General features: G+C 43.7%; 6 protein-coding genes. All 6 read left to right on the plus strand.

Going from position 1 to position 14,874, the window contains the following annotated elements; all coding sequences use genetic code 11:
• Window positions 1-515: 515 nt before the first annotated feature.
• Window positions 516-3,518, plus strand: a complete 3,003-nt coding sequence (locus tag ACZIX4_RS02645) for a SusC/RagA family TonB-linked outer membrane protein (RefSeq protein WP_463334057.1) — start codon at window positions 516-518, stop codon at window positions 3,516-3,518.
• 21 nt (window positions 3,519-3,539) lie between these two features.
• Window positions 3,540-5,027, plus strand: a complete 1,488-nt coding sequence (locus ACZIX4_RS02650; RefSeq protein ID WP_463334058.1) for a RagB/SusD family nutrient uptake outer membrane protein — start codon at window positions 3,540-3,542, stop codon at window positions 5,025-5,027.
• A 317-nt stretch (window positions 5,028-5,344) separates the two neighbouring features.
• A complete protein-coding gene (locus ACZIX4_RS02655) occupies window positions 5,345-6,820 on the plus strand; it encodes a glycosyl hydrolase family 28 protein (RefSeq protein WP_463334059.1) in 1,476 nt (491 codons plus the stop codon).
• A gap of 169 nt (window positions 6,821-6,989) precedes the next feature.
• The gene (locus tag ACZIX4_RS02660) at window positions 6,990-8,039 is read left to right on the plus strand and encodes a glycoside hydrolase family 43 protein (protein WP_463334060.1); all 1,050 of its coding nucleotides are present in this window, start codon (window positions 6,990-6,992) and stop codon (window positions 8,037-8,039) included.
• A 229-nt stretch (window positions 8,040-8,268) separates the two neighbouring features.
• A complete protein-coding gene (locus ACZIX4_RS02665; protein ID WP_463334061.1) occupies window positions 8,269-11,655 on the plus strand; it encodes a family 43 glycosylhydrolase in 3,387 nt (1,128 codons plus the stop codon).
• Window positions 11,656-11,728: 73 nt separating this feature from the next.
• Window positions 11,729-14,863, plus strand: a complete 3,135-nt coding sequence (locus ACZIX4_RS02670) for a glycoside hydrolase family 2 TIM barrel-domain containing protein (protein WP_463334062.1) — start codon at window positions 11,729-11,731, stop codon at window positions 14,861-14,863.
• The last annotated feature ends 11 nt before the right edge of the window (window positions 14,864-14,874 follow it).

Consider the following 14,874-nt stretch of genomic DNA (forward strand, 5'->3'; position numbering starts at 1 on the left):
CGTTATAAAAAATCACAGTGCCGGAAAATATACGGGAGACCCGCTGCTACACCGGGAAAGCATTACGGTACAACAGTGGTAGGAATACGCAAATGTAATAAATTCCCGCAAATGCACACCACACTCAAAACCCTTCTGAAACAATAATTCGGGTATAAGCCTGTAGAAAAAATCAGACTGGTAGTAACTTCTGAGATTGTTTCGAGAGTACTTTGCAAATATATCGTTTTCGTAGGCGGTTTTGTAATATAAGTTATAACGATTGTAGTATAATTTATACTTTGATTTTCACATTATAAATATACTTGCAGAGCCGTTTGGTAGGAAAAATTAAATGAAAGCACCTTAAAATTATTTTATCCGAAATTTTACTGCCTATTAAATGATAAGCAGTCAATTCCTGCAGATTTAACGAATATTAACCTAAAACAAATTTAATCTTTATGAGAAAAGAATACTTTAATCATAGCCTGGGATGTCGCAGTTGTTCGATTGCGGTATTGGTTATGGCGGTATTGTCAGCTAGTCCTTTACAGGCTAATCCGGGGAGGGGAAGGAACCCTGAAAGGCTGGTATTATTTCAACAGCAGCAAAAGCTAATTACTGGAAAGGTCATTTCCGCTGAAGATGGTACCCCAATACCGGGAGTTAACATCGTTATTAAAGGCACAGCCAAAGCCGCCATTACCGACGCAGACGGTAACTATAGTATAGAGGCCTCAGAAACCGATACGCTAGTGTTTTCAGCTATTGGGTTAGCCCAACAGGAAATCGTTGTCGGCGGACAGGCCACCATCGATGTCACTATGGGCGTTGCAGCAGAGGAGCTGGAAGGGGTTGTAGTTATTGGATATGGTACAGCGCGTAAGGCGGATCTTACAGGTTCGGTAACAACCCTGAAATCAAAAGATATTAACGGTATACGAGGTGGTAATGCGGCGGAGGCCCTACAAGGTAAAAGCGGGCTTACGGTAAATTCGGCCGGACAGCCAGGAGCCAGCCCAACTGTACGTATCCGTGGTATTGGAACCAATGGCGATGCTTCCCCCTTATATGTTGTGGATGGCATGATGACCAACGACATTTCTTTCCTAAATCCCAAGGATATTGAAAATATGAGTATACTTAAAGATGCTTCGGCAACTGCTATTTACGGTTCCAGGGGCGCAAATGGTGTAATCCTTGTGACCACAAAAAGAGGTAAGACAGGGAAATCAACAATTACCTACAACGGAAGCGAAGGGTTTCAATATGTAATCAACAATTACAAGTCTGCCAACGGCTCCCAGTATGCTGAGCTTATGAACATAGTGGCAGCAAATAGCAATACTACAGCACCTTATCCTGATCCAAGCCAGTATGGGAAAGGGACGGACTGGATGGACGAGATTACCCGCCAGGGATGGACACGTGACCACCAAATAGCAGCATCGGGAGGAAGCGAGAATATGAATTATAATGTCAGCCTGGGGTATTTCGAGCAGGAAGGTGTATGGAATTTCACTGACTATAACCGCTGGACACTCCGTGTAAACAATGAATATAAACTTAACAGCAAAATAAAGATCGGCCACAATTTCAATGTTAGCGGATCAAATTCGGCGCAGGGGCTATCCTATAGGACAGTGCGCTCGGTGCTTTCTGCCTCGCCACTCTTACAGCCAAAAAATGAAGCGGGTGAATGGAACCCAATGCAAAACAACGACCTGATAAATCCGGTGGCTGAACTTGACTTGGGAAAAGATGCAAATACAAATACGCTTCGTTTTGTAGGAGATCTTTGGGGAAGTTGGGATATCGCAGAAGGCCTTCAATTCAAAACCTCATTTGGCGAGGATTGGAACCTCGCACGATTTGACCAGTTCCTGCCTCAATATAGCATCAATCCTTCACACCAGTTTAACAACCCAAACTCTTATACCGAAAATTACAGTACGGGAAGTACCTGGTTATGGACTAATACACTGACTTATGATAAATATTTTGGTGATAAACACCACCTGAACCTTTTGGCAGGCCAGAGTGCCGAACAGACACAGTGGCATAGTGTGGGCGCTACCGGCCGCAATTATGCTGTGGACAACCTTGATTATATTTCGATATATTCAGCCAGTGTTAATAACAGGACTGTAAACGCTTTCTTGCCATTAAAATCATCGCGTGCATCATTTTGGTTTAGGACTAACTATAGCTTAATGGATAAATACCTTTTAACTGCGACGGTACGTGCAGATGGTTCATCCAAGTTCGGACCGAATAACCGTTGGGGATATTTTCCTTCGGCCGCACTGGGATGGAGAGTCAGTGAAGAAGATTTCCTTAAGGATGTCAACTGGCTTAATAACTTGAAGTTGAGGGCGAGTTACGGTATTACCGGTAATGATAAAATTGTAGACAATGTTGCTTACGCACTTGTGACACAGCTTGATGAATTCCACGCTATTATCAATGGACAGGTGCATCCGGGGGCGGGTATTACGACAGCATTTAACCCAAATATAAAATGGGAAAGTAATATCCAGACAGATTTTGGTTTAGAAATGGCTGCCTTGGAGAACAGGCTTACCTTTGAATTTGATTACTTTAAACGAAAAACAAAGGATCTTTTAATTGTATTGCCGATACAAGGAGGTTCTGCGGGTATAACACCAACCTATAGTAATGCGGGCACTGTTGAAAATAAAGGTTATGATTTTACGGTGGCCTGGCAGGATAACAAAAATGAATTTAAGTACGGCGTAAGCTTCACCGGAAGCTCGTTTAAAAATGAGGTTACGGACTGGAACGGTCTAAAAAGTGTGAGCCAAGTTTGGTCTACCAATCTTTTTACCAGGATAGAAGAGGGGCAACCTTTCAATTATTTTTATGGTTATAAGACTCAGGGGATTTACCGTACCCAAGCTGATATTGACCGTTGGAACCAATACGCACAAGAGCACGGGCAAACCACATACCATACTGATGCCCGTCTGGGTGACCTGATTTATGTGGATACCGATGGTGACGGACGTATTACCGCGACCGACCAAACTAATATTGGAAGCCCATTCCCTAAGTTTACCGGTAGCCTTGCCCTTAATGCCGAATACAAAGGTTTTGATATCGGGCTTGACTTTGCGGGTAGTTTTGGCGCGAAAGTGATGAACAGTTCTTATAACGATTTCAACTCACCCACAAACAACATGCATACGGACTGGCTGGATTCATGGACGCCTGATAACACCGATGCAGGTATGCCACGGCTTGCTGCAGGTTCGATTAACATGAACCGTACCATCGATCTGATGGTTTTTGATGGCGACTTTGTAAAGTTGCGTAATGCCACTATTGGTTATACCCTTCCGGATGCAGTGTTCGAAAACTCAGCAATCAGTAGGTTGCGTCTCTACCTGACAGGAGCTAACCTGTTGTACTATACTAAATACAAGGGATTCACACCGGAGCTACCGGACGGTTTGGACTATAATTCTTTCCCAATATCTGCCAGCTTACAGTTTGGCCTTAACCTTACATTTTAATTTATATAAAAACAATAAAGCATGAAAAAGCTTAAATATATAGTAGCCTTATCGGGCCTGTCGTTACTGGCTTCCTGTGATGATTTCCTGGATGTTACACCTCAGGGGCAGTTGACCACAGACGTTTATTTTGAAAATGAGCAAAGTATTGATGATGCCCTTAATAGGGCATATGCTTCCATTAACTGGCGTTTTTTCAGGTTGGGTACCATGTATTTTACTACCCATGAATTTTCTTCAGATGATGTGAAGCTAAATACTGCGGATGTTAATTTTACTTCGGCTTATGATTTTACAAATACACCTTCAAATTTATATGTGGAACGCCTTTGGGAACGTTGGTACCAGCACATAAATGACTGTAACCAGGTATTACAACTTACCAGTGCCTATACAGGTGAGCAGGCGGATCTTTACAGTGCACAGGCGAGATATTTAAGGGCATACTGGCATTTTGACCTTGTGAGGATATTTGGCGATGTAGTTCTGCGTGACCATGTACCTACCCAAGCGGAATACAATATCCCGAAAAGCAGCGCAGAAGACGTGTACCAACTTATAATAAGTGATTTGCAGTTTGCCGCCGAACACCTTCCGACAAGGCAGGAATGGGGAGTAGATAATCTTGGGCGGATTACTAAGGGTACTGCGCTTGGCCTTTTGGCAAAGGTTTATTTGAACAGACAGGATTATAATAATGCTTACACGTATGCCAAACAAGTGGTGGATAGTGGCGAATACAGCCTGGATCCGAATTTCAGAAATCTGTTTTCTATAGAAGGTAAATATTCTGTAGAGAGTATGATGCCAGGACATTACATCTATCAAAATATACCAGGGCGCCTGCGCAATCCTTACGTAGAGTTTCAGGGTATCCCAGGATCGGGTCTTGGTAGCGCAATCTTTACACCATCGGATAACCTTGTAAGCGCTTTCGAGACAAACGACCCACGAAAAGCCGCGTCGATTTTCAACCAGGGTGAAACTATAGAGGGGTATAACAACGCAATTAATTGGACAGCAGGCTTCCAATATGCAAACCGGAAAGTAATTTGGCCTGCAACACAGTGGCCTGATAACGACTTTTTTAAGCAACAACTGAATTTACCATTTATGCGATATGCTGAAATTTTGCTTATTTATGCCGAAGCGGCTAACGAATTGGGTAATACAGGTGAGGCGCTTAACGCACTTGAGCAGATCCGCTTCAGAGCGCGAGGTAATATGTCTTTTACTGAGGCAGGGTTTCTACCACAAGTTAGTGTAGCAGACATGGCACAGTTACGTGAAATCATATGGCATGAACGTAGGGTTGAACTTGCTATTGAAGGGCACAGGTGGTTTGATCTGGTGCGTTATGAGCAGGTTGTGCCCGGATATACTACTGGTATTATGAGTATGCTAGGTCGTTCAAACTTCAATTACCAGAAGAACAGGACTTTTCCAATACCATCTACACACATTACAAGTTCCAATGGCGTTTTGACACAGAGCTCCAATTGGCAATAGCACGTTTGGTTTAAGTTACGATTGGGTTAGTTAAAAGAGAAGAGGCGGCGTTGCCGCCTCTTTTTAAAAATCGCGACTGATCCGTGTACAACAGAACGTTATAGTATGCCCTAAATCGGGCTTACAACATCCTGGATAGAGTGGGCTGGGCAATAGCTTTGCCTGCTCTTATCTTTTTCAATTTATTGGTTTCTAATAATTGTACCTGTATAGCTATTGCTGCCAGTCTGCAATAACTTCACCGATACCTTTTGCCTTCCAAAAACTTCATAGCTGCTGATAGTGAGAAAGTCAGCATTAATAATATTTAATAAAAGATGAAAAAATATTTGCCGTTTCATAGTCGTTTTTTAGGGCTACATAAAATCGCCTTACTGTTTCTGTTTACAACGTACTGTTATGCTTTTTCCACCTTGCATAACGGACCAACACTTGCTGTATATCCTGCCCCTGAAGGAGCGGTGCTCAATTCCGATTTTTCCGTAAGGGTAAAACAAGGTGGGGGTAAGTGGCAGCGAGTTCCCACTTACCTGGTAAAGGTTGACGAGGTACGCAATGCCCGGCATAATGAAGAAAATGCCTCTATGGCCATTTTCGATTTTTCAGGGGAGGTTGAAATTGAAATTACATGTAATAAAGCAATGGTAGAGAAGGCACGTATACGGCCTCTATCGTATAATATATCACCTGTGACGGACAAGAATACACTATATTTCAAGCTCAGCCAGCCAAGGAACCTTTCTGTTGAGGTAAATGGCGATATCTTTCACAACTTACACCTGTTTGCTAATCCGATTGCCGCATCAGTGCCTAAAAAAAGCGCGAAAGACCTTATTTATTTCGGTCCGGGCATTCATGAGTTTAAGGATGGTAAATTTAAGGTGCCTTCCGGCAAAACTGTATTTTTAGCAGGTGGGGCGGTATTAAAGGGGCAATTGCTAATTGATGATGTTCAAAATGTAAAAGTGGTAGGAAGCGGTATAATCGACCCATCGGTAAAAATGGGGATACATATTGCGAGGTCGAAGAATGTGCTGGTGGAAGGTATATTTGGAACACAATGTTTTACAGGCGGGTCTGATAACGTTACAATCCGTAATGTTAAGGTAATCAGTTATTACGGATGGGGTGATGGCATGAACGTCATAAGCAGTACGAATGTTTTGATGGATGGTGTATTCAACAGAAATTCCGATGACTGCACCACGGTGTACGGAACTAGGGGAGGCTTTACAGGAGGGTCCCGTAACATCCGTATGCAAAATGCGACGCTTTGGGCAGATGTAGCGCACCCCATTTTGATTGGGACACACGGCAGCACCCCGAAGCCCGAGGTGCTTGAAGATTTATATTATGTTAACATTGACATACTGGACCACAAGGAATCCCAATTGGATTATCAGGGGTGTATGAGCATTAATGCCGGCGATAGCAACCTTGTCCGTAATGTGCATTTTGAAGATATCCGTGTCGAAGATTTCAGGGAGGGGCAGCTGCTCAACCTCAGAGTTTTCTACAATGCTAAATATTGTACTTCGCCAGGTCGGGGAATCGAAGACGTGTATTTTAAGAATGTGACTTATACGGGTAGTAACGCGGAGGTATCGCTTATTGCGGGTTATAGTCCTGATCACACGATAAAAAATGTCATTTTCGAGAATTTGATAATCAATGGGGACCTGATTTCAGATGACATGCCTGACAAGCCGAAATGGTTTAAAACTTCAGACATGGCAAAAATTTTTCTGGGCGAACATGTTGATGGTGTACAATTCATTAAAAGCATAAAGTAGGTTTCCCTTAAGGCAATGAAGCATCAGTTCAACCAAAACTGTTTTCATTCCTTCCAGGGAATAATTAAAATTTATGTCTTTACATTTTCTAAATGTCCTTTTTTACACACAAGTCTGCCCGCATTATGAGTTTGCGGGCAGATATTATTTTTAATTTAAAATAATCCCGATGAAATTATTTTGGAAAGTATGTGCTTTTTTATGTTTCCTGTGCCTTTATTCCTGTCTGGATGACAGTGCCGTCAAAAAGGAAAATGCAACAGGTATTTTTAAACCGGGAGAAGACTGGACGGATACCCAGGGAAACCTTATAAATGCTCACGGAGGTGGTATTCTCTACTACAAAGGGATGTACTATTGGTATGGCGAATATAAAAAAGGCCTTACCTACCTCCCGGTGGGAGCCACCTGGGAAAGTTATCGTACTGATGTTATGGGTGTGAGTTGTTATTCGTCAAAAGACCTGTTCGAATGGAAGTTTGAAGGTCTTGTCTTAAAAGCGGTTCCAGGCGATAAAAAACATGACCTGCATCCAAGTAAGGTATTGGAGCGGCCTAAAGTTATATACAATGAAACGACAAGAAAATTTGTTATGTGGATGCACGTTGACAATGCAGATTACAGCATGGCCGCTGTCGGTGTGGCGACCAGTGATTCACCCGCAGGTCCGTTTAAGTATATTGAAAGCTTTCGGCCAAATGGGGCTATGAGTAGGGATCAGACCCTCTTTGTGGATGACGATGGCCAGGAGTACCAATTTTATTCATCTGAGGATAACCGTACGTTATATATTAGTAAACTTACCAAAGATTCCCTCAGGCCCGAGGGAATCTATACACGCAATTTTATAAACCTTTCTAGGGAAGCACCGGCAGTTTTCAAAAGAAAGGATACCTATTACATCATTACTAGTGGTTGTACTGGATGGGATCCCAATGCCGCGACGGTCGCGGTATCCAAGAATATCTTTGGTCCCTGGGAAGTCAAGTCTGGCCCTTTATGCGAGGGCGAAGACGCTAGTAATACTTTTCACGCTCAGAGTACTTACGTGTTGCCAGTCCACGGTAAAAAAGATGCTTATATAGCGATGTTTGACCGCTGGAATAAGACAGATCTGGAGCATTCAGGTTACGTTTGGCTGCCGTTGCGTTTTGATGGTGACAGGCCTGCAATCCAATGGAAGAGCACGTGGGGGATGGATGTTTTTGACGTAAGATAGCCGTTTATATTTTAAGGGCTTTTTTCGTCAAATAATGAAGCTTTTTTTCTCACGATTGTTGTCTTTTCCTTTAAAATAGCTCATTTAAGTACTTAAATGCTCTATAGTTTACACATGATGTAATATAAAGACAATTATAATTATCTCCTTTTGATGATATTTAGAACGTTTTCGTAACCCGTTTTTTTACCGAATAATTTCATACCAATAAAATCTTTAGAACACGATTATGCATCGATTCCGACTCACCCTGTTTTGTTTTCTCCTACTAATATTTGCGCCGTTTTTAAAGGCACAGGAATATCCCCGGGTAATCATACCCGGGGATTATGCCGACCCTTCAATCATGAGAGATGGTGAAGATTATTATATGACGCATTCACCTTTTTATTACGCGCCCGGATTCCTGATTTGGCATTCAAAGGATTTATTGAACTGGGAGCCTGTATGCCGGGCTATAACAGATTACAGCGGATCTGCGATGGCACCGGACCTACTCAAATATAAAGGGCGGTTTTACATCTATTATCCGGCTGCAGAAACCAACTGGGTGATCTATGCCGATAATATAAAGGGGCCCTGGAGTAATCCGATAGACCTGAAAGTAAAAGGTATAGATCCAGGTCATGTAGTGGCACCGGATGGCAAGCGTTACCTATACGTTGATGACGGCTATATGGTTGGGCTGTCCGATGACGGTCTTTCAGTAACCGGAGAGCGGAAGAAAGTATATGATGGGTGGAATTACCCGGAAAAATGGGATACCGAATGTATGTGCCTGGAATCACCGAAAATTAACTTTAAGGATGGCTATTATTATCTCACATCTGCCCAAGGCGGTACAGCCGGACCGGCAACCAGCCATATGGTAGCTTCAGCACGTTCTAAAAATGTGTCAGGCCCATGGGAAAACTCACCTTATAACCCTATCGTACATACCTACAGCCCTGACGACAATTGGTGGAGCAAGGGGCACGGCACCCTAATAGATGATAGTAAAGGGAACTGGTGGATTGTTTACCATGCTTACGCAAAAGGGTACCATACGCTGGGCAGGCAAACACTTATAGAACCCATAGAGTGGACCAGTGACGGCTGGTATCGCGCCAAGGAGCACGCCATACTTCCTGCTACTGATAAAGCGGTGACGAACGGGCTTGTGCTTTCAGATGATTTCAATAAGCAGATGCTGGGCTTGCAATGGACCTTTTGGAAAGAGAATGGACTTGCAAAGATCAAAACAGGTGCCGGGCAACTTTCGATGGCAGGGAAGGGGGGCGGACCGGCTGACGCGCGTTTGCTCCTGACTACTGTTACAGATAAGAACTATGAAACACAGGTGGAAATAACGGCAGGTGGGGCAAATAAGGCTGGCCTGATCTTATATTATAATGAGAATGCCTTTGCCGGTGTTATGTCTGACGGAAAAGTGTTTACCCTCTATAAAGATGCCGCAAATAAGGTCACTATTCCCAATCGTTTCGGGAAGCATTTTTTTCTTAAGATACGCAATCAGGGAAATACATGCAGTGTTATGGCCAGTAAAGATGGTAAGGAGTGGCGTCTGCTGGCTGAAAATATAGATGTATCCCAAATGCACCATAACAATTTCAAAGGTTTTTACGCCCTTAGGATTGGTTTGGTTTCGGCGGCAAAAGGGTATGCTTCTTTTAAGGATTTCCGATACAAAAACGCTGTGCCGAAAGAAAAAGACATGGGGGCGTACCTGATGGTTTTTCATAAAGATGATACGCATAGCCTGCATATGGCCCTGAGTGCCGACGGCTATAATTTTACAGCCCTTAACGGTGGGAAGCCGATAATTTCAGGAGATACTATTGCCTCACAGAAGGGTATCAGGGATCCGAATATTTATCGTGGACCGGATGGGGCTTTTTACCTGGCGATGACCGATTTGCACATATTTGCACAGAAGGAAGGCTACCGCAATACCGAATGGGAGCGCGATGGAAAGAAATACGGCTGGGGCAACAACCGTGGGCTTATATTGATGAAGTCATGGGACCTGATCAATTGGAAGAGAGCCAATATTTATTTCGACCAGCTTTCCTCCGCCTATAGTGAAATTGGATGCGCCTGGGCACCGGAGGTAATTTATGATGATAAAAAGGGTAAACTCATGGTGTACTTTACGATGCGTTTTGGTAACGAGGCAAATAAGTTGTATTATGTTTATGTAAACGAGGCCTTCGACCAGGTTGAATCCATGCCGCAGCTGTTGTTTGAATATCCCGATAAGAAAGTTTCGGCAATAGATGCAGACATAAATAAAATAGGCGATACCTACCATATGTTCTATGTTTCGCACGACGGACAGGCGGGGATAAAACATGCCAGTTCAAAATCATTGAATGGCGGTTATTTTTACGACCCCAGGTGGTATGATGCCGAGCCGGGAGCGTGCGAGGCACCAAATCTATGGAAGCGAATCGGTCAGAAAAAGTGGGTGCTCATGTATGACTGCTACGGACTTAAAGAACATAATTTCGGTTTTGTTGAAACATCTGATTTTACCAGTTTTATAGATTTGGGCAGGTTTAACGAAGGTGTGATGAAAACAACCAATTTTAAATCTCCAAAACACGGCGCGGTTATCCACCTGACAATCGAGGAAGCCGAGAAACTTGCCGCCCATTGGGGGCTCTCTTATCGCTCATTGGTAGCGGATTTGGAAAGTAACAAACCCAATAAACGTAACCCGGTTTTAAAAGGACTATATGCGGATCCCGAGGTGCTGTATTCAGAAAAGACAAAGAAATATTATATTTATCCGACCAGTGATGGGTTTACCAATTGGACGGGGGACTATTTCAAGGTTTTTTCGTCAGGAGATCTTAAAAGCTGGAAAGATGAAGGTATTATACTTGATCTAAAAAAAAATGTTTCCTGGGCAAAATCCAATGCCTGGGCTCCAAGTGTCGTTGAGAAAAAGGGAGCCAACGGCAGCTACAAATATTACTACTACTTCACGGCCGCTACAAAAATTGGGGTAGCGGTGTCCGACCAACCTACAGGACCTTTCCAAGATTCAGGTAAACCGTTAATCGATACGCGTCCCGAGGGTATAAATGGTGGAATAGCCATTGATCCTGATGTCTTTACAGACCCTAAAACCGGCAAAAACTACCTGTATTGGGGGAATTACTTTATGGCGGTTTCGGAACTCGGGGAGGACATGGTCTCCATTATACCCAACACCACTAAAATACTGGTTTCAGGTCATCCAAATTACAGTGAGGGAACACATGTCTTTTACAGGAACGGAAGTTACTATTTCACATGGTCGCAGAATGATACCCGCAGCCCTGATTACCAGGTACGTTATGTAAGGTCTGATTCCCCGACTGGTCCTATAGATGTTTCAAAAAGTGAAGTAATGCTGAACAAGGTACCCGATAAAGGCATTTACGGGACGGGCCACCATTCCGTACTGCAAATTCCTGGTAAAGATGAATGGTACATCGTATATCACAGGTTTAAAAGGCCGCAGGGAATAACGATGGGACAGGAAGCGGGTTACAACCGCGAGGTATGTATCGATAAACTGGAGTTTAATCAAGACGGTAGTGTGAAGCGTGTAGAACCCACCCTATAGGACATTCAAGTTGATGCAAGCTACAGCGCTACCTTATCCATTAATTAATAGAATATTAAGCAAATCTAATTACATGAAAAAAGCCTTACTACAAATATACCTGTTCAGTATTACCGGGTGCCTTATGGCGCAGCAGGTCCCGGATTGGGAAAATCCCGAAGTTTTTGCCATCAATAAAGAAAACACGCATGCCACGGCAATGCCCTATCCTGATGAAGCACTTGCCATCAAGGATGAGTACGCGGCATCACCTTATTATCATTTGCTCGATGGCAAATGGAAATTTTATTGGGTGCCAAGAATAGCCGACCTTCCAAAGGATTTCTATAAAGAGGATTACGATATCAGCAAATGGTCGGAAATCCCGGTACCGGGTTGTTGGGAAATCAATGGCTACGGCATCCCTATGTATGTTGGGGTAGGTTTTGGTATTCCGAAGACACCGCCGAAGATTGACCGAGAGGATTCGCCCTCTGCAGCCTATCGCCATACCTTCGATATTCCTAAGACTTGGGATGGCCGCAGGGTTTTTCTCCATTTTGAAGCGGGTACAAATTCGATGTACGTGTGGGTAAACGGCCAAAAGGTAGGATATACCGAGAATTCAAAAAGCCCTGCAGAATTTGATATTACCCCCTACATCCGCAAGGGCAGGAATACCCTGGCTTGTGAAGTTCATAAATTTAGTGACGGTTATTATATGGAGGACCAGGACATGTGGCGCCTGGGTGGGATTAACCGCAGTGTATATCTGTACAGCACGGCACAGACGCGTATACAGGATTTTTTTGCTCATCCCGACCTTGACCAAAAATATAAAAACGGCCTTTTCAGCGCAGAAGTGCAGCTCAAAAACTACACTGCTTCTGAACAGCCTCAGGAAGTCGAACTTTCCTTGCTCGACCGAACAGGTAAAAAGGTATTCGGCCAATTACAACGTACAACTATACCCTCATCAGGTAGTAAAGAGGTTGTTTTCTCAGGTACTGTTGAATCACCGCTAAGATGGACAGCGGAAACACCTAACCTCTACACGATGGTTATTACACTCAAAGATAACCGCGGGAAGGTTATAGAGTCAACTTCTCATAGGATAGGCTTTCGGAAAATAGAAATCAAGGATGGACAGGTTTTTGTTAACGGGAAAAAAATATATATAAAAGGGGTAAACATTCATGAGTTCAGCAATAAAACGGGAAATGTCTGGACACGTGATGAAATGCTGCGTAACCTGCAGCTGATGAAAGAGCTTAATATCAATGCAGTGCGTACATCGCATTACCCACAACAACCGCTTTGGTATAAGCTCTGCGATGAGTATGGTATATATCTGGTAGATGAGGACAACCTGGAGTCGCATGGTTTAGGTTTTGGTAAGGAAAATGTGTCCAACTTTCCCGAATGGCATGCAGCCCACATGGACCGAATATACCGATTGGTGGAACGGGACAAGAACCATGCCTCTGTAATGTTTTGGTCGCTTGGCAATGAGGCGAGTAACGGCACGGCTTTTTTTGATATGTACGACTGGGTCAAACAGCGCGATAAGAGCAGGCCTACACAATATGAACAGGCTTATAATTACAAGGATGCGACCCAAAGTGCGCGCAACACTGATATCCTTGCCCCGATGTATCCAACAGTATATACAATGAAGGAATATGCGGCAAAAGACACGGGCAGGCCTTACATCATGTGCGAGTATGCCCATGCCATGGGCAACAGCAACGGTAATTTCCAGGAATATTGGGATGTCATCCGTAGTAGTAAAAACCTCCAGGGGGGCTTTATATGGGAATGGTACAATATGGGTTTTCCTGCCCATGACGCACAAGGCCGGTTTTACTGGGCGTATGGTGGCGATCTTAACGGGTATAAAAACCTATACCACGATAATTTTTCAATGAAGGGGATGGTTACCCCTGACCAGCACCATATGCCACATGCTACGATAGTAAAGAAAGTGTATCAAAATATATTTTTTAAACCGCGTGACCTGGATAAAGGAATAATAACGGTGGTGAACGATTTTAAATTCAAGGATCTGACCCCAGCGGTTTGTACCTTCAAATGGGTGCTGCTTAAAAACGGGCAAAAAGAGGCGGAGGGCAGCTTTAGCGCAGATCTCCCGGCAGATGGCAGTAAAGATGTCAGGCTGAAGCTACCCAAGCTACCCAAAGCCGGTGGTTCGGAATACTATCTTCAGCTTTTTGCTTATACCACACAGGAAACGCCCTTGCTTAAAAAGGGTTTTGAAATAGCAAAAGAGGAATTTGCACTTTCAGGAGATTATTTTGCGCCGAAAAAGTACCAGGGTACCGTCGAGATAAAACATATGATTGCCGACCGTAATACCAGGATCATGGTATCCTCCGGTATGCTTACCTATGAATTTGAAACCAAAGACGAGGGAGCGAGTCTTATCCGTGTGACCAATGATGGCAAGCGCGTTTTTTATGAGCTTCCGCAGTTAAATTTTTGGCGTGCGCCAACAGATAATGACCTTGGGGCGCAGATTCAAACCAAGCTTTCAGTATGGAGGGACGCTGGGCGAAGGATTACCTACAAATATCTCGGATTAAAAGAAAAGGACGGCAATGCCGAATTGCAGTATGAGTGCAGTATTGGTGGAATAGATGCAAAAGTAATACTAACCTATATTGTCAATCCCGGGGGCAGCCTTACGCTGGATGTAAATTACAAACCACAATCTGATAAAATTCCTGAAATGGTACGCTTTGGGATGATTATGACACTGCCCAAGGAATACAATGATATCAGCTGGTATGGACGGGGTCCCGGGGAAAGTTATATAGACCGTTGTGCAGACATGTTTATGGGGTTATATTCGGGCACAGTGGACCAGCAATCTTTCCCCTATTTCCGTCCCCAGGAAACAGGGAACAAAACCGATGTGCGTTGGATGTCACTCAAAGACTCTTCAGGGAATACGATTTTAATAGAAGGGGCGCAGCCGCTTTCGGTCAGCGCAACCAATAACCGTCCTGAAGACATGGACACGGGAACGGTAAAAAAGCAGTTGCATCCGGTTGACGTTCCCTTACGTAACGAGACGGTGCTATATGTTGACCTTTTTCAACGTGGGGTAGCCGGTACTGACTCCTGGAGTATCAATCCACTTGACCAATACCGTTTTTGGGGTAAAGACCCGCACCATTACCGCTATACAATCAGTATTGTAAAATAAACCTTTATGCT

The sequence above is a fragment of the Flavobacterium niveum genome, assembly GCF_055231775.1.